The sequence below is a fragment of the Candidatus Limnocylindrales bacterium genome, assembly GCA_035571835.1.
In the GTDB taxonomy this organism is placed as follows: Bacteria; Desulfobacterota; Binatia; order UBA1149; family CAITLU01; genus DATNBU01.
Window position 1 is genome coordinate 1 of record DATNBU010000042.1, and the last position, 17051, is coordinate 17051.

At 66.2% G+C, this 17051-nt stretch carries 14 protein-coding genes; 7 read left to right on the forward strand and 7 right to left on the reverse strand.

Annotation, left to right across the window (positions count from 1 at the left end):
• The coding region (locus VN634_19910; GenBank protein ID HXC53163.1) for an AMP-binding protein at positions 1-710 on the reverse strand (710 nt) is incomplete at its 3' end.
• Positions 711-869: 159 nt separating this feature from the next.
• On the opposite strand from VN634_19910, the gene VN634_19915 reads away from it, so the two are divergent.
• Positions 870-1358, forward strand: coding sequence for a hypothetical protein (locus VN634_19915; GenBank protein HXC53164.1), 489 nt, complete (start codon positions 870-872; stop codon positions 1356-1358).
• A gap of 86 nt (positions 1359-1444) precedes the next feature.
• Here the strand turns inward: VN634_19915 and VN634_19920 are convergent, their stop codons facing one another.
• Complete coding sequence (locus VN634_19920; protein ID HXC53165.1) at positions 1445-1846, reverse strand: VOC family protein; 402 nt, start codon at positions 1844-1846, stop codon at positions 1445-1447.
• Between the two features lie 200 nt (positions 1847-2046).
• On the opposite strand from VN634_19920, the gene VN634_19925 reads away from it, so the two are divergent.
• The 3 genes from VN634_19925 to VN634_19935 all read left to right on the forward strand — a co-directional run bounded on the left by VN634_19925 (position 2047) and on the right by VN634_19935 (position 5297).
• Positions 2047-3660 (forward strand): hypothetical protein, encoded by a 1614-nt coding sequence (locus tag VN634_19925; protein ID HXC53166.1) that lies wholly within the window; start codon positions 2047-2049, stop codon positions 3658-3660.
• An 87-nt stretch (positions 3661-3747) separates the two neighbouring features.
• Entirely contained in the window at positions 3748-4653 is a 906-nt protein-coding gene (locus tag VN634_19930) for a helix-turn-helix domain-containing protein (protein ID HXC53167.1), read from the forward strand.
• A complete protein-coding gene (locus tag VN634_19935; protein HXC53168.1) occupies positions 4650-5297 on the forward strand; it encodes a glutathione S-transferase family protein in 648 nt (215 codons plus the stop codon). The genes VN634_19930 and VN634_19935 overlap by 4 nt, the downstream gene beginning before the upstream one ends.
• A 95-nt stretch (positions 5298-5392) precedes the next feature.
• On the opposite strand, the gene VN634_19940 is transcribed toward VN634_19935, so the two are convergent.
• Complete coding sequence (locus VN634_19940) at positions 5393-7336, reverse strand: PQQ-dependent sugar dehydrogenase (GenBank protein ID HXC53169.1); 1944 nt, start codon at positions 7334-7336, stop codon at positions 5393-5395.
• Between the two features lie 229 nt (positions 7337-7565).
• Between VN634_19940 and VN634_19945 the strand changes: the two genes are divergently transcribed.
• Together VN634_19945 and VN634_19950 are read left to right on the forward strand one after the other, a co-directional pair.
• Positions 7566-8564, forward strand: a complete 999-nt coding sequence (locus tag VN634_19945) for an NAD-dependent epimerase/dehydratase family protein (protein HXC53170.1) — start codon at positions 7566-7568, stop codon at positions 8562-8564.
• Positions 8565-8602: 38 nt separating this feature from the next.
• The gene (locus VN634_19950) at positions 8603-9049 is read left to right on the forward strand and encodes a nuclear transport factor 2 family protein (protein ID HXC53171.1); all 447 of its coding nucleotides are present in this window, start codon (positions 8603-8605) and stop codon (positions 9047-9049) included.
• Between the two features lie 9 nt (positions 9050-9058).
• Here the strand turns inward: VN634_19950 and VN634_19955 are convergent, their stop codons facing one another.
• The 4 genes from VN634_19955 to VN634_19970 all read right to left on the reverse strand — a co-directional run bounded on the left by VN634_19955 (position 9059) and on the right by VN634_19970 (position 12515).
• The gene (locus VN634_19955; protein HXC53172.1) at positions 9059-10306 is read right to left on the reverse strand and encodes a YSC84-related protein; all 1248 of its coding nucleotides are present in this window, start codon (positions 10304-10306) and stop codon (positions 9059-9061) included.
• 39 nt (positions 10307-10345) lie between these two features.
• Positions 10346-10987: a WHG domain-containing protein gene (locus tag VN634_19960; protein HXC53173.1), complete on the reverse strand. Its 642-nt coding sequence runs from the start codon at positions 10985-10987 to the stop codon at positions 10346-10348.
• Positions 10988-11109: 122 nt separating this feature from the next.
• A complete protein-coding gene (locus tag VN634_19965) occupies positions 11110-11781 on the reverse strand; it encodes a hypothetical protein (GenBank protein ID HXC53174.1) in 672 nt (223 codons plus the stop codon).
• A gap of 212 nt (positions 11782-11993) precedes the next feature.
• Positions 11994-12515, reverse strand: coding sequence for a hypothetical protein (locus tag VN634_19970; GenBank protein ID HXC53175.1), 522 nt, complete (start codon positions 12513-12515; stop codon positions 11994-11996).
• A gap of 128 nt (positions 12516-12643) precedes the next feature.
• Between VN634_19970 and VN634_19975 the strand changes: the two genes are divergently transcribed.
• The gene (locus tag VN634_19975; GenBank protein HXC53176.1) at positions 12644-17020 is read left to right on the forward strand and encodes a DEAD/DEAH box helicase; all 4377 of its coding nucleotides are present in this window, start codon (positions 12644-12646) and stop codon (positions 17018-17020) included.
• Positions 17021-17051 lie beyond the last annotated feature (31 nt).

Consider the following 17051-nt stretch of genomic DNA (forward strand, 5'->3'; position numbering starts at 1 on the left):
GGAGGCGCCGGAAGCACGCGCTGCCCTGCGCCGGCCATCGAGAGAATCGACTCCCACGACTCGTGCTCGCCATAGCCGGGAACCGATCCGCCGAGCGCGGCAAAGTAGATGTCCGACTGCCGCCACAGGACGCCTTTCGGCATTCCGGTCGTGCCGCCTGTGTAGAGCACGTACAGGTCGTCGGGCGACGGAGTGACCGCCGGTTTGTCGGCCGATGCAGACTGCAGAGCTGCTTCGTAATCGACGGCGCCCGGAAGAAGCGCGTTGCCGCTTTCGTCGGCCACCTGGATCAGCGTCGTCAGGCCGGGAAGCTCCGGCAGCACGGCGGCGAGCGTCGGCGCCATCGCGGCGTGGTAGATGATCGCTTCCGCCCTCGCATCGCGCAGCAGGTAGAGCAGCTCTTCGGCGACGTAGCGGTAGTTGACGTTGAGCGGAGCAACGCGTGCCTTGAAGGATCCGAGCATCCCTTCGAGGTACTCGTTGCAGTTGAACAGATAGAGCGCGACATGCGACTGGCCGGACTCCCAACCCGCCAGCGCGGAGCGCTCCTTCCGGATGCCGAGGTCGCGGCCGATCAGATAATTGGCAAGGCGTCGCGTGCGCTCGGTGACTTCGGTGTAGGTCAGTCTTCGATCGCGCCAGACGATGCATTCATGGTCCGGGATGACGCCGGCGACGGCTTCGTGAACCTCGGCAAGATTGAATTCCATCCGCGCGAGTTAGCGGTCGGCCTGGTCCAAGTCCAGTAGATTGACGCAGTCGGGTCATCTCCGAACGGAAATTTCCGTCACGGTGCGGTCAAGCCATTGATCTGGCGGGTGCTGCGCGCGCACCATCGAATCAGCATGGAGGTCACTATGAGAGCGACAATGTCTTCTTCCAACATCGGAATGCAGCATCACGATGACCACGCGACGGCCCATCTCGTGGAGCGGACACTGGTGCACACGATGGCGACCGTCGTTGGAATATTCTTCGTGTTCCTCGCGTTCGGCGGCTTCGTCTATCCCGATTATCTCGGAATGCACCTGAACACGACGCATTCGCTGATTCACCTCGTCTCGGGCGCAGCGGCGATGTACTTCGGGCTTTTCGGTACGACGTCGGGAGCCAGCCTGTTCTGCGTGACGATGGGCGCGATTTACGGAGCGCTGGCGCTCGCAGGATTCGCATTCGGCGCGCCGGGCGAGCCCACGCTCGGCGGGACGCTGCACATCATGGATACGCAGCTGATCAGGATCATTCCGGGCACGCTCGAGCTCGGTGCGAGCGATCACGTGCTTCATCTGCTTCTCGGAGCAGTCTTCATCGTCAGCGGCTTCCTCGGCTGGCTCGGTACGGACGAAGAGCATCCCTGACCTTGCAGCGGCAAGCCTTCTCGATCGGAAGATCCGCAGGTGACGGATCTTCCGATCCTCGTCAGTAGCAGCTCAGATCCACGGATTCAGTAGTAACGCAGCTCCACGCGGTTGCCGTCGGGATCGCGAACGTAGATCGATGTGCCGTCTCCGCGCGCGCCCGAAAGCGTCATCGGGCCGGCTTCGATTGCCACTCCTGCCGCATCGAGCCGGCCGAGCAGCGGCTCCCAGTCGGCCTCCTCGAGCGCAAGGCAGAAATGGTTCAGGTTCGGGTACGTGCGGGCGGCAGCGTCACCGTTGTCCCACAGCGCAGGAGGCAGCAGGTCGATCAGCGCGCTTTCGCTGATGCGGGCGCACGGAAAAAGCGCGGCACCGGAGCGGAACTCGTCCACGCGGTGCGGCGCGAGCCCGATCACGTCGAGATAAAAGCCGAGCATCGCATCCATGTCGCGAACGGCGAGAACGATGTGGTCGAGGTCGAGCTTCATCACAGTTCTCCTTCTCGCACCCGCGCCGGTCCGCTGGCGACGCGGACCGCGGGTTTCGACGGCAGATTCTTCCGGACGGGCCGGTGCTTCAAGCGATGCGCGCCACACGTCTCGCTCGGTGCTCGCGCGCATAGTATGCAGGCCGCTTGCGGCATCCCGCGACCTCCACACGCTCGGCGGCACTCGCGAAGCTGCGCCGATTGGCCCCCTGGCTGATCGCGGCTCTTTTTGCCGCGTTCCTGTGCGCCGTGACCGCGCATCACGAGATGTGGCGCGACGAGATCCAGGCGTGGCTGTTCGCGCGCGACTCGGCAACGCCGCTGCAGATGCTCGCGGCCATGCGTCACGAGGGCCACCCGCCGCTCTGGCACCTGCTGCTGTGGCCGCTCGCGCATGTGACGAAGAATCCGGTGGCGATGCAGGTGCTCCATGTCGCGCTCGCTGCGGGATCGGGGCTTCTCGTCTTCCGCTTCTCACCGTTTTCGTGGCCGGTGCGGCTGCTGCTGATGGCCGGATACTTCTTTTCGTACGAATGGGCGGCGATCTCGCGAAATTATGCGATCGCGGCGGTTCTCGTGTTCGGCATCTGCGTGCTCTACGAGCAACGTCGCGAGCGTCCCGTCGCCATCGGCCTGCTGCTCACTCTGCTCGCGCTGACGCACGCGTCGGGCCTGATCATTGCAATCGCGATCGCGGCCACGCTCTCGCTCGAGGTTGCCGTTTCGTTTGTGCGCCGGGCAGGCGCCGAGATCCGTCTCGGCCGCTTCGCCGCTGCAATGGCCCTGGCGCTTCTCGGAATGCTGGCGGCAGTCCGGCAGGCTTCGCCACCGCCCGATGCGGCATTTGCGCACCCTGCGCACCTGTACTTCCACGCCGAGGACGCCGTGAAGCTGTCCGGCGCCGTCATCGACGGCTATCTGCCGGTACCGATCGACCGGCTGACGTTCTGGAATACGAACCGTTTTCTCGGCCAGCGCGCGCCGACGCTGCTTCCGGCGCGGATCGATGAGCGCTACCGCATTCCGGTTGCAGTGACGCTGATCGCCTTCGGAGCGCTGCTGCTCGCGACACGGCCATGGATGCTGATCCCGTTCGCGCTTGCGACCGCCGCGCAGCTTGCGCTCACGCATCTCTATTTCTTCGGCAGCGTGCGGCATCACGGGTTTCTGTTCCTGATCCTCGTCGCGGCGCTGTGGATGTCGTTCGCACACGCGCCGGCAGAAATGAACACGGCGGGCGGTGGCTGGTCCGGAAAGACGATCTCGTTCGTCGATCGCCATCGAATGAAAGCGTTCGCCGTGCTTCTCGCGATCCATGTCTGGGCGACCACGATCGCGATCCGCATCGACTGGACGCGGCCGTTCTCGCAGGGTCGTGCGGCTGCTCAGTGGATCGACCGGAACATTCCCGACAAGGACGCCGTCGTGTTCGTCGGCCTGCGCTCGCCGGTGGCGTCAACGGTCGTCGGATACCTCGAGCTCGATCGCATGTACTACCCGGACCGGTCCGAGTTCGGTTCGTACATCATCTACGACACGCGGCGCCTTCATCACCACGCGGACCAGGTTGGAAACGAGGTCTTCGAGCTCATGGAAACGCTCCACAAGCCGGCCGTGCTGGTGCTGTCTCGTCCGCTCGAGAAGAATGCCGGATTCGGATCGCGGGCGCTGTTCCTCACAAGCTTCGAGCGCGCTATCCAGCCGGACGAGCATTTCTGGATCTACGCAGTCGATCCGCATCCTGGTCGCAGCGGCGCGCCAAATCCCGCTCTCGGCAGCGAACGCCGCGAAATCAACGCTCTAGCCGGACGTTAGTGCCGGCGGCAACGACGGCCCCAAAAAAACTTCGTTTTTCGTACCGCATACTTTGACTTCCGAACCACCGGGGGCGTACAAGCCGGCGTGGTCGATTTTCGCTATGCGCAGTTCTGCCCGCTGACTCGCGCAGTCGAAATTCTCGGCGAACGCTGGACGATCCTGATCCTGCGCGAGCTGTTCCTCGGTCCCAAGCGCTTCAGCGACCTCAAATCGGCCTTGAACGGCGTCAGCCCGAGCGTGCTTGCCGACCGCCTCGCCCGCCTCGAAGAGAGGAACATCGTATCCAGGCGCGAGCTGCCGCCGCCGGCCGCATCGATCGTCTACGAGCTCGACGAAGCGGGCCGCGCGCTGCGCCCCCTGCTCGCCGAGATGACGCGCTGGGGCGTTCGCTTCATGGGCGCACCGGATCCCGCCGATTCGTTCCGTCCCGAGTGGCTGCTGCTCGGTCTTCAGGTGTTTGCGCGCACGCGTTCGATCGACCCTGCGAACGCGCGGGTTCCGACCGATGCGCTTCGCGCGCAGCCTCCGACCGATGCGCTTCGCGCGCAGCTTCCGACCGATGCGCTGCGCGCGCATCTTCCGACCGATGCGCTGCGCGCGCATCTTCACATCGAAGGCGGGGTCGACTCGGTCGACATCTTTGTTACCGCGGGACCGGGCGGGACGGTGGTGTCGCGTACACCTCTATCGTGCGACGTGCGCATCAGCGCGCCGCCGATGGACATGCTGATGTTTGCGAGCGGCCTCTTGATGCCCGGCGAGCCCGGTACGCCGCAGACGTTTCGTTTCGAGGGCGACATCGACGTCGTCCGCAGAATTCCCGCCCTGTTCGATTTCAGCCCGACGCCGGCCGTTCACGAGGACGCAACGAGTCCGACGCCCGACGTCATCGTTTCACCCGCAACCGGCGAAGCCCGCCGCAAGAATGCCGCGAGGAGCGGCAGAACACCGACTGCCAGACGCAGCCGCCAAGGAGCAACACGACCATGAGAAAAGTTCACGGAGTAGGAGCATCCCCGTTCGTCCGCAAAGTGCGCGTCGCACTCGCCGAAAAAGGCCTCGACTACGAGCTCGAGCCGGTCTTCCCGTTCGGCGTGAGCGCCGACTTCAAGAAGATCAGCCCGCTAGGAAAGATCCCCGTGCTGCAGGAGGACGACTACTACCTGCCGGACTCGTCGGCGATCCTCGACTACCTCGACGTCGCCTACCCCTCGAAATCCCTCTACCCGAAGGATGCCAAAGAGCGCGGCAAGGCGGTTTTTCTCGAGGAATACGCCGATGGCGGAATCTCGGGCAAGCTGACCGGCGTGATTTTCTTCCAGAGGATCGTCGGACCGCGGTTCCTCGGCCAGCCGACCGACGAGGCGGCCATACAAAAGGCCATCGACGAAGATGTTCCGGTTGTGTTCGACTACCTCGAAGGTCAGCTCGCCGGCGGCAAGCAGTACCTCGTCAACGGAGAAATGACCGTTGCCGATATCGCCGTGGCGAGTCAGTTCGTGAACCTCGCGCATGCGAATTTCACGGTAGACAAAGATCGCTGGCCGAACCTGGCCGCGTATGTCGACCGCATGATGTCGCGCCCGTCGTTCGCGAATCTGATCACCGAAGAGAAAGCGCTCTTCGGCGGCTGAGCGTCTCCCGGAACGTTGCGGCGTGGCCTCCTCCTCGCCGCAGCGTTTCGACCGGCGGGCGCGGCTCTGGGCGGCCGCGCCCGCCACGTCGGATCCTACTCCGGTACGATCCGGTACACCCTGCCGTTGTCCTCCAGGATGTAGAGCTCGCCGCGCGCATCCTGGCCGAATGAGATCACGCTGGAAATGCTTGCACCCGCCGATTCGATGTCCGACGTGCGGTTCTGTGCATTAGTCGCAACGCCGCCGGGCAGCTCAATCGTGCGGATGAAATTGCCGCAGTAATCGCCGTAGAAATACGTTCCGGCAAGATCCGGAAGCGCGCAGCCGCGATAGACGAACCCTCCGGTGATCGAACAGCCCGCGGCGTGCGTGTACTCGAGCACCGGCATCGTGAAGCCCGTCGGCGGCGACGGACACATCGGGGCCGGATCGGGCTCGTAGCACATCGTGCCTTCGAAGATGTCCCAGCCGTAGTTCTCGCCACCGGTGCTGCTGGCGCTCTGGAAATCGATCTCTTCGCGCGTGTCCTGTCCGACGTCGCCGATCACGAGATCGCCGGTTGCGCGGTCGAACGAGAAGCGCCACGGATTGCGCGTCCCTTTTGCCCAGACGAGCTCGATCGGCGCACCGACGGAATAGTGGGGATTGGTCGTCGGCACCGCGTAATAGGGTGCAGTCGACACGTCGACGTCCATGCGCAGGATCTTTCCGAGCAGCTCGCCGTCGTCCTGCGCGTTTTCCCACGGATCGCCGCCGCCGCCGCCGTCACCCATTCCAATATAAAGATAGCCGTCCGCGCCGAATGCGATCTGTCCGCCGTTGTGATTGCTCGCCGGCTGCGTGATCACGAGCAGGATCTTCGCCGTCGATTCGTCGGCCACGTTGTGGTCGCCGATGCTCGCTTCGTAGCGCGCAATCGTCGTGTCGCCGGCGTTGTTCGTGTAGTTCACGTAGAAACGCCGGTTGGTGTCGTAGGCCGGGTCGAACGCCATGCTGAGCAGCCCGCGCTCGCCGTCGGTCGTGGTCAGGTCCTGGATGTCGAGGAACGGTGTCGAAAGGATCGTATCGTCGGCAAGGTTCACGATGCGGATCCGGCCAGCGCGCTCGACGACGAAAAGCCGCAGCGGATCGAGCGGCGCCGCGGTGGCATAGATCGGTTCGTTGAAATCCGCGCTGACGAGTACGGCATCGAGCGCGGTGCCGGATGTGCTCGGCACGCCGTCGCACAGCGCGGACGCGTCTTCGAGCAGGCACGACGCCGAGCATCCGTCGCCGTCCGCGGCTCCGCCGTCGTCGCACTCCTCGGGATATTCGGCCGTTCCGTTTCCGCAGGCCGGCGGAACCACGCAGATGCACTGCACCGAACATTGCCCCGGGCACGCGCCGTCGTCCTCCGGTTCGCACTGCTGGGTCGGACCGGTGATTGCGTCGCCGCAGACCGGCGACAGCTCCGCCACGCGCGCGTGCGCACCGCTGGTCGCCAGATCGTCGATCGCGCCGGCGTCGCCGGTTGCCGTGCAGCCGCCGGCGTCGTCCGCCTTGGTGTACTTTGCGAACAGCTTGTCTTCGGAATGCACGATGCAATCCGGGTCGGGGCCTTCACTGCCGTTTGCACCTTTCGAGTAGCACGCGAGCAGCGCGGCGTAGTGCTTGCCGGCGGATTTCATCTTGGAGGCGGCACACTGGCGTGCGTCGTCATTCGGATCGGGGGCGAGCGCGGCAAGCACCGCGTCGACGTCGCCGGATACTGCGCCTTCGATTGCGCCGGCATCCATGCCCGTCACACAGCCTCCGGCGTCGTCGGCTTTCTGGATTGCGCCGTCCAGCTTGTCGGCCGCTTTCGCCGTGCACAGCGGATCGACAGCCTCGTCGCGCCGTGTCGCAGCGGCATTGCAGAAAAGCAGGGCCTGCCCGTAGCGGCCCGCAGCTTTCATCTTGGCTGCGCCGCAGCGATCGGCAGCCTCGTCGGCGCGCACAGACGTCGAGGCCAGCAGCGCCGCGGAAAAAACAGCCGTCGCAATCACAGTGCGCTTCATTCGATGTCCCCCCGATCTATTCCCATCATGGTCCTCGCTCGCGATCTGCCGGAAAGTATCGTCGCCAACGAGGACGGTACCTGAGCCCGATCTCGACATGATAGGCACCACGCACGGCCTCAGCCAGACGATTCCTCGCTTCGACTCGATCGTATGCTAAGGAGTCGAGGCGGGCTCCGAGGAAAATGCCAGGGAGTCCGACAGGACTGCGGAGGAATTCAGAAATCGCATGCCCGATGACGTCTTTCTGACCGGCGCAACCGGTCTTCTGGGAAACGCGATCGCGCGAGTGCTCGTCTCGCAGGGACGAAAGGTCCGTGCGCTCGTCCGTAACACGCATAAAGCGAAAGACATCGTCCCTGCGGCATGCGAGCTGGTCGCCGGCGACATCACCGATGCGGCGTCGGTCGTCGCCGGTGCGCGTGGCACGAGCGTCGTCTATCACGCGGCCGGCCTGCCCGAGCAGTGGCTTGCCGACGTGCGCGATTTCGATCGCGTCAATGTCGACGGAACCCGCAACGTCGTTTCCGCTGCCGAGACCATCGGAGCAACGCGGTTCGTCTACGCAAGCACGATCGACGTGTTCCGTTTCTCGCCGCCCGGAATTCCGTTCGACGAAAGCGAGCTCGATCCCGTTCCGAAGGCGACAGCGTACGAGCGTTCCAAGCAGGCTGCCGACAGGCTCGTCGCTGCAGCGGTTGCCACGGGTCTGCCGGCCGTCTTCCTTCATCCGTCGGGAATTTACGGTCCCGGCCCGCTGACGTCGCCGGGAACGAATCATCTGATCGCCGACCTGGTGCGCGGGAAAGTTCCGATGCTGCTTCCAGGCGCGATCCCGGTCGTCTATTCCGACGACGTCGCGCTCGGCCACGTGCTTGCGGAAACGAAAGCTGCCGTCGGTGCACGCTACATCCTCAGCGAATCGACGCATTCGCTGACGGCGATTGCCGAAGCCGTGCGCGCCGCGACGAGCGCGAACGGAAAGCCAAGCAAGGTTCCGCCGGTCATGCCGATCGCGATCGCGAAAGTCGTTGCGTCGGTCGGCGAATTCGTCTCCGGATTCACCAAAAAGCCGCCGCTGCTCCCCAAAGGGCAGCTCGAGTTTCTTCAATACGGCGCGATGCCGTCGGGTGCGAAAGCGATGCGCGAGCTCGACTGGAAACCGCGATCGTTCGAACAGGGGGTCGCCCAGACGCTCGCGTTTCTGCGCGAGCACGGCCGCATCTGAAACGGCGCGCAGAACGCCGGCAACAGCAGGAAGCGAAGATGGGAATCGTCGAGAACAAACAGGTCGTACGAAGCTATTTCGACGCGGTGAACGGGGGCGACATGGCGACGATCACGGCGCTGCTCGACGACGATGCGTCGTTCTGGGTGCCGCCGTCGCTTCCCGACGGCGTCGAGTTCCGCGGCAAGGCGATGGTGCTCAAGCTGTTCACGCAATCGGTCGGTCTTTACGATCCGGACGCGGGTCTTCGCGTCGAGATCCAGTTACTGACCGCAGAAGAAGACCGCGTTGCGGCCGAGCTCATCATTCGCGGAAAGGCAGCGGCCGACGGACGCGACTACGAGAACTGGTATCATTTCCTGTTCCGCATCCGGGACGGGCACATCGTGGAGATCCGCGAGCATCTCGATTCGCTCTACGCATACCGCACACTGTTCATTCCGGCCGGAATCACCGAACGCAGCCACTGTCGCTGGCTGCCGTAAGACCGCTTTCTAGGGCGGCGGCATCAACCTGACCGGCGGTAACGTCGGAGGCACGTCGACGGGCGGCAGCGGCGGCCCCTCGAACTGCGGCTCGTGCTGCACGGGCGGAGTTGCCGGCGGCGGCTTCAGCGGCTTTGCCGTCGGAGCGGCCGGTTTGACCGCGGGAGCGACCGGCTTTGCGGCCGGCACAACCGGCTTCACAGCGGGCGCAGAACCGGGAGGCTTGAGAGGCGCAGACGTCGTCGACTTCGCTTTCGATGGCGGCACGATCGGTGCGAGCTGCCGGTTGGCCGGACCTTGCGGCGCAGGCGGTCTCAGCGGAATGAGCTCGTCGGTTCGCGGCTCGCCCACTCCGTCTGAAACCGGCGGCGCGGGCCGTAATTCCACTCGCGGTGCCGGTGCTGGTTCGACTCGCGGTACGAGTCGCGGCTCGGGCCTCGCTTCTGCCTGCGGTACCGGACGGGGCTTCTCCGGTGCAGGAATTCGTTCGAGCTTCGGAGGCGGTGCTGTCACGGGCTCTTCGACCGGCTTTGCAGCGGCCACAGCAGCGGTGCGCGGTCGCGGAAGCGAGTTCAGGAACGACCACGCCGACTTCGGAACGCTGGTCACCTTGTGGTCGAACAGCACGCCCGCCGGCGAATACGCCTGGCCGTAGTACGCGTCGGTGTCCTCGCGATGAACGCCGATGTAGCTGCCGGCCAGCGAGATGCCGGCGAACAGTCCGCGCGAGCGCGCGTACGAATAAATCTCGGCTGTAAACTGTGCGTCGGTTGCCGCTTCGGTCTCTCGGCCGACCGGTCCGGCGGCGATCCCCGCATCGCCCGAGAGCTTGACCTTGTTCGACAGCAGCGAGCGCACGCTGCCGGTCGTCATGAAGAACAGCACGACGTCGGTCGAGCTCGCACCGAACTGCAGGCCGAAGCTTCCTCCGGTCATCATCACGATGACCGGCGGGCTCCATTCTCCTGTCTTCGAGCGGCAGCTGAGGACGCCCTTGCCGTAGCGTCCGCCGAAGAACCACGCGGCTTTGAGCACATTCGGAATGACCGCGACGCACCGGCTGCGCGCGAACAGCTCGGCGGGAATTCTCTTGTCGGGCATCTCGCGCAGCTCGCGGAATGCGACACCGGCGCGCCGTACGCGATCGTCGAGCTCGTCGCGCGGTGTTGCGGCCCGCGACCGTGAAACGCAAAGAAGCGCGACCGCAACGGTCACCAGCAGAAAACAGAGACGATGGCGTCGCAGGATCAGGGGCATCGCAACCTCTACGGAAAAAATGGGAGGGAACGCCGGTGATTATAACGCCGGCTTCCGGCGGCGAGGAAGACCGTCCGGTGCAGATTCGAAAACAGCCTGTTCAAGCCCGAACACTTCTCCCACCCGTGCGAGGAAGACGTCCTTGGAAACCACATCCTCGACGTTGAGCTGGCCATCGAGGAACAGCGATGCGAGCCCGTGCACGAGCGCCCAGGCCCGCATTGCACGCAGCTCGATGTCCTCGCTGCGGAACACTCCCGCATCGGCACAGTACGTCAGCGTGGCACGAAGGCCGTCATATGCGCCGCGTGCCGTGCGATACAGATCTTCGTGAATCCGCTTGTCCGCGAGCTCGGGGCCGAACATCACGCGATACTGCGCGGGATTGTCGACGGCGAAGCGAACGTAGGCGAGGCCGTGCGCGACAAAGCGCTGAATCGGATCGTCGCCTGCCCGGTCGACCGCTTCCTCACTGGCCCGCTGCAGCGCCGCGAAGCCGTCGGCGGCTACGGCGGCAAGCAGCGCACGTTTGTCGGCAAAGTGCCGGTACGGTGCGGCCACCGAAACGCCGGCGCGCCGGGCCGCCCCGCGCAGCGTCAGATGCGACGGGCCGCCTTCGGCCAGCAGCTCGAGCGCGCCTTCGAGCAGCGCGCGGCGCAGATCTCCATGGTGATATGCCATCGTCTCGTCTGCGGCCGTCTATCCCGGAAAATGAAACGGGGGGAGCGTAAACGCTCCCCCCGTTCTCGATCCATTCGGCTTCCGTCCCGCGGCGAGCCGGACGCGCCGCAGCCCGACGCGTGCTACTTGTGGAAGCCCATCATGAAGCCGAACGTCAGCAGATGCTGGCCGGTCTTGTAGTCATGGGGATCCTCGACGCTCGTATCGTTCGGGCCGGGGCTGTGGCCGTCGGTGATGTTGAAGTACTTGTAATCGAGCCTCAGCAGCAGATCGACGTTGTGCGTGTTGAGCCAGTCGATCGGAAGGTCGTAGAGCAGTCCGCCGCCGCCGGCCACGTCGTTGCCTTCATCGGAGAACGCGGCGCCGAACTGGCCGAAGATGTTGAGGCCGGTGTCGGCTATCGGGAACATCGGCATGATGCCGACGTACAGACCGTCGAAATGCCCGCCGCCGGCCGCCTGGGTCGCGTTGCCGAGGCTCCAGTATTCGAGCTGGATGCCGCCGTACTTGAACAGTCGGGCAAGCACGTAAGCGCTCCATCCGAAGTCGCCGCCCCGGTCGGACTGATCGGCGTAGCCGACGCCGGGCCCGACGTTGATCGAAGGCTTGAATACCTTTTCTTTCTTCTCTTCGACGACCGTGGTCGAGGCCGTCACCGGCGCTGCCGCCGGTCCCTCGTGCACTTCGACTTCCCCCGGAGCCCCCGCGAACGCGATACCGGCCGTCGCGAACGTGCTGGCCACGACCAGTCCGGCGGTCACAGCCATCACCCGGAATCCCGCAATCCTTTTCATATCTGTCAGCCTCCTTCTTCGGTACGCGCCCTTCGTACCTGGTCCTCGTAGTGGGCCTTCTGGCGCCGTTCGGCGACGGGCGCGGGACTGTAAGAGAAGCCCGCAGGCTTCACAATCCCTGCGCTGCGCGCACTGCGCGGCGTTGCACACGATCCCGGTTTGCAGCGCTGCGGCCCCTCCGCTCGCAGCGCGCCGTTACTGGTCAGGCCGGGTCACTTCTTCGCGGATGCTTTTTTCGACGAAGACTTCGCGGATGTCCTCGACGGTGCCTTGGACGCCGCCGCCGGGGCTTTCGCCGAGGCTCTGCCGGCCGCCTTGGCCGAAGCGGCCTTTTTCACCTTCCGCGCGGGCTTGGCCGCGGCGCGACCGGCGGTGGCTTTGCGCGCCTTCGTCTTGCGCTTGCCGCCCTTCGCGCCGGCTTCCAGATAGCGACGAAGCTCGCCGGCAGCCTTCTCGAGCTGAGCGGCGATATTGGTCAATCCCATGAGCAGCTGGCGCAGGGCCGACTCGATGTCCGAAGAGACCTTGGTACCGCCTGCCCTCTTGCGGATGTCGTCACCGAGGGTGCGCGCACCTCGTTCGAGATCTGTGATCATGGAGCGGAGTCGGTCTACAGGTTTGGCTGCCATTGGCTCGTCCTTTTCGGAAGCGTGTTCCGCAGAGTGTCGGGGATTACGGGCCGCGCCCGTCGCGAAGCATTGTGCCCGTCCGGAGGGGGGCGAGTAAAGCAGCACGGCATTTCGCAGTGCGGGCGCCTGGACCGTACCCTCACATAGCGCCGCAGCATGGTGCCCATCCGGCCGATCGGGACACGACCCCGATGCCAATCGGAGCATGAAAGGGCTAGAAGCCAGGGTCGCAAGTGGAGACGCTCGGATTCCATCCTCTGGTGCGGCGCTGGTTCGAATCATCGTTCCGAGCGCCCACAGCCATCCAGCGCGAAGGCTGGCGCAGCATCTCGAGCGGCCGCGATACGCTCATTGCCGCTCCGACCGGCTCCGGAAAGACTCTGGCCGCGTTCCTGTGGTCGCTCGACGAGCTGGTCCGGGAGGCGGCCTCCGGCACTCTCGAGGACGCGATCCACACCGTCTACGTCTCTCCGCTGAAAGCCCTCGGAAACGATATCGAGAAGAACCTGGCGCTGCCGCTGGCCGGAATCCGGACCCTGGCCGACGAGGCCGGCGTCGCGCTCTCCGAGATCCGCGTGGCGGTGCGTACCGGCGATACGTCGCAGCGCGAGCGCCAGGTCCAGCTGCGCCGCCCGCCGCACGTGCTGATCACCACGCCCGAGTCGCTCTACATCCTGCTGACCGCCGCCGGCAGCCGCAGGCTGCTGGCCGGAGCGCGCCGCGTGATCGTCGACGAGATTCACGCCATCGCCCAGGACAAGCGCGGCCTGCACCTCGCGCTGTCGCTCGAGCGCCTCGACGAGAATGCCGGCCGTCCGCTGCCGCGCATCGGCCTTTCGGCTACGCAGAAACCGATCGACGAAGTCGCCCGCCTGCTGGTCGGCAGCGCGCGTCTCGACGACGCCGGAAACGCGCGCTGTGCGATCGTCGACAGTGGTCACCGCAGGCCGCTCGACCTGCGCATCGAGATTCCCGACTTCGAAATCGGCCCGATCGCGAGCCACGAGCTGCACGCGGCGATCCACGACCGCATCGCCACGCTCGCCGGCGAGCACCGCTCGACGATCGTCTTCGTCAACACCAGGCGTCTCGTCGAGCGCGTCGCGCATGCGCTCGGCGAGCGCCTCGGCAAGGACAAGGTCGCCGCACACCACGGCAGCCTTTCGCGCGAAGCGCGTCTCGACGCCGAGCAGAAGCTCAAGTCCGGCGAGGTTCCGGTCGTGGTCGCGACCGCGTCGCTCGAGCTCGGCATCGACGTCGGTCACGTCGACCTCGTCTGCCAGATCGGCGTGCCGCGCGCGATTTCGACGTTTCTCCAGCGCGTCGGCCGTTCCGGTCACTGGCTCGGCGCCGTGCCGCGCGGAATCGTTTTTCCGGTCACGCGCGACGAGCTGCTGCAGGCCGGCGCGATCGTGCGCGCGGTCTACGCCGGAGAGCTCGATGCGCTGAAGATCCCGCCGCCGGCGCGCGACGTGCTCGCGCAGCAGATCGTTGCAAGCGTGGCTGCGAGCGAGATGGACGTGGACCGCATGTTCGATCTCGTCCGGCGCGCATTTCCGTATCGCGAGATTACGCGGGCCGAGTTCGACGCGATCGTCGAGATGCTGTCCGAAGGCGTCTCCAGCCGGCGCGGCCGCCGCGGCGCGCATCTGCACTTCGATCGGGTCAACGGCGTGCTGCGGCCGCGCCGCGGCGCACGGCTTGCCGCGATCACGTCGGGCGGCGCGATTCCCGACACCGCCGACTACGACGTCGTGCTCGAGCCGGAAGGAACGTTCCTCGGCAAGGTCAACGAAGACTTCGCGGTCGAGAGCCTTGCCGGCGACATCTTCCAGCTCGGCAATCATTCGTGGCGCGTAAAGCGCGTCGAGTTCGGCCGCATCCGCGTCGACGACGCCGGCGTGCTGCCGCCGACGATCCCGTTCTGGCTCGGCGAAGGTCCGGGCAGAACCCGTGAGCTGTCGGCCGCCGTCGCCGACCTGCGCGTCGAGATTGCAGCCCGTCGCAGCGACATCGAGGAAGCGACGCGCTGGCTGGTTGCCGAGACCCGCGTCTCGCGCGAAGCCGCCATGCAGATGATCGCGTACGTCAGCGAAGGCATCGCGATGCTCGGCGCGGTTCCGACGCTCGACACCGTCATCGCCGAACGGTTCTTCGACGAAGCCGGCGGCATGCAGCTCGTGATCCACGCGCCGTTCGGCGCGCGCGTCAACCGCGCGCTCGGGCTCGCGCTGCGCAAGCGGTTCTGCGTCTCGTTCGATTTCGAGCTGCAGGCGGCTGCAACCGACGACGGCGTGCTGCTTTCGCTCGGCGAGCAGCACAGCTTCCCGCTCGATTCGGTGTTCTCGTTCGTGCGCTCCAGCACGTTCCGCGACGATCTCGTGCAGGCCGCGCTGCAGTCGCCGATGTTCATGAACCGCTGGCGGTGGAACGCGAGCCGCGCGCTCGTGCTGATGCGCTTCCGCGCCGGCAAGAAGGTGCCGCTCGCGATCCAGCGCATGCAGTCGGAAGACCTGCTGGCCGCCGTGTTCCCCGAATCGACCGGCTGCCAGGACAACCGCATGAACGGGCACATCGACGTGCCCGATCATCCGCTCGTCGCGGAAACCATCGACGATTGCCTGAACGAGGCGATGGATGCCGACGGACTGGCACTGGTGCTCGAGGCGATCGAGAGCGGCCGCATCCGTACGATCGCCGTCGAGACACCGGCGCCGTCGCCGTTCGCGCACGAGATTCTCGGCGCGGGCCCGTACGCGTACCTCGACGATGCTCCGCTCGAGGAACGCCGCGCTCGGGCCGTTTCGCTGCGCCGCACCGACGGCGTCTCGGGCGGCGAGATCGGTGCGCTCGACAAGGCCGCCATCGACGAGGTCCGCCGCCAGGCCTGGCCCGAAGCCGCGACCACCGAGGAAGTGCACGATACGCTGCTCACGCTCGGCGTGCTGCCGCTGCGCGACGCATCGGCGTGGCAGGCGAGACTCGAAGAGCTCTTGTCGTCGAGCCGGGCGACGCGGATTGTGCTCGGCGGACGCGCCGCGGCGTTCGTCGCGACCGAGCGCGTGCGCCTCGTGCGCCTGCTGTTCCCGGATGCGGTCTTCGAGCCGGCCGTTCCCGATATTTCGATCCCGTCCCTTCCCGGCGGCGAGCCGGACGACGAGAGCGCGGCGCTCGAAATCGTTCGCGGGTGGATGCACAGCGTCGGACCGGTCACGGCGCGCGCGCTGGCTGCGCGCATCGGCATCAATGAAACGCGCATCATGGCCGCTCTCGCCCGCCTCGAATCCCAGGGATGCGTGCTGCAGGGAAGCTTCACCGACGAAGCGCCGGGCGAGACAGAATGGTGCGAGCGCGGGCTGCTCGCCCGGATCCACCGTCTCACCGTCGGACGGCTGCGGCGCGAGATCGAACCGGTCAGCGCGGCCGATTTCATGCGCTTCCTGCTTCGCTGGCAGCACGTGCAGGAAGGCACACGGCTGCACGGCCGCGAGGGCGTGCGCAGCATCGTCGCGCAGCTTGGCGGCCTCGAGCTGCCGGCAACGTCGTGGGAGCGCGACGTGCTGCCGGCGCGCATCGAAAAGTACGACGGCAACGACCTCGAGCAGCTTTGCCTCGCCGGCGAAGTCGCGTGGGGACGCCTCGTGCCAACGCTGACCGAGGACGACGATACGCTGCACGCGCCGGTGCGCAGGCGACGGTCGCGCGGACCCACGCGCTCGGCGCCGATCGCGTTCTGCCTGCGCGCGGACCTTCCGGAGTTGCTCGCGCCGATTCCTGCGATGATGCGCCCGCAGGATTCGCTGTCATCACCGGCCGCGGCCGTGCTCGAGGTTCTGGAGACACGCGGCGCATCATTTCTGTCCGACATCGCGCGCTCGACCGGCAAGCTCGCCGGCGAGGTCGAGGACGCGCTGTGGGAGCTGGTCGCGTGCGGCCTCGTCACCGGCGACGGCCTGGCGGGGCTTCGTGCGCTGCTGCTTCCGGACGACAAAAAGCGCGGCCGGCGCGAGCCGCGTGCGGAGCATGGTCGCGACGGCGCCGCCGCAGCGCTCGGCCTTCGCGGCGCCCGGCTGCGTGCAGTCGGCGGGCAGTCGACGAGGCGCTCGCTTCCGGTCGGACGGTGGTCGCTGCTGCGCGCCGATTTCGCCGAGCCGGTCGCCGACGACGAGGCCGACGCGCGCACCGCGACGAGGCTGCTGCACCGCTACGGCGTCGTGTTCCGCGACGTCGTCACGCGCGAGCGCGGGCTTCCGCCGTGGCGCCGCATCCTGTGGGCTCTGCGGCGAATGGAAGCACGCGGCGTCGTTCGCGGCGGGCGCTTCGTATCGGGCTTCGTCGGAGAGCAGTTCGCGCTGCCGCACGCGGTCGATGCGCTGCGCGCCGTGCGCCGCGACAGTGCTTCCGACCAGATCGCGATCGTCGCGGCCGCCGACCCGCTGAACCTCGTCGGCGTGCTGCTGCCCGGCCCGCGCATCTCGCCGTTCAGCACCAGCGTCATCGCGTACCGCGACGGCAACGTGATCGAGGTCGGCGAGCTCGGCGAAGTGCGAAGCCGGCTTCAGGGTTTCGGCGGCCGCTTCGCCGAGCCGACTCCGCGACGACGGCGCTGAGCCAGATCGCGCCTGTTGTCTCGCTGCGGAT

Coding starts and splice junctions, on each gene's coding strand:
- VN634_19915 (HXC53164.1), top strand. CDS start 870: ATGTCTTCTTCCAACATCGGAATGCAGCATCACGATGACCACGCGACG.
- VN634_19920 (HXC53165.1), bottom strand. CDS start 1,846: ATGAAGCTCGACCTCGACCACATCGTTCTCGCCGTTCGCGACATGGAT.
- VN634_19935 (HXC53168.1), top strand. CDS start 4,650: ATGAGAAAAGTTCACGGAGTAGGAGCATCCCCGTTCGTCCGCAAAGTG.
- VN634_19940 (HXC53169.1), bottom strand. CDS start 7,336: ATGAAGCGCACTGTGATTGCGACGGCTGTTTTTTCCGCGGCGCTGCTG.
- VN634_19945 (HXC53170.1), top strand. CDS start 7,566: ATGCCCGATGACGTCTTTCTGACCGGCGCAACCGGTCTTCTGGGAAAC.
- VN634_19950 (HXC53171.1), top strand. CDS start 8,603: ATGGGAATCGTCGAGAACAAACAGGTCGTACGAAGCTATTTCGACGCG.
- VN634_19955 (HXC53172.1), bottom strand. CDS start 10,306: ATGCCCCTGATCCTGCGACGCCATCGTCTCTGTTTTCTGCTGGTGACC.
- VN634_19960 (HXC53173.1), bottom strand. CDS start 10,987: ATGGCATATCACCATGGAGATCTGCGCCGCGCGCTGCTCGAAGGCGCG.
- VN634_19965 (HXC53174.1), bottom strand. CDS start 11,781: ATGAAAAGGATTGCGGGATTCCGGGTGATGGCTGTGACCGCCGGACTG.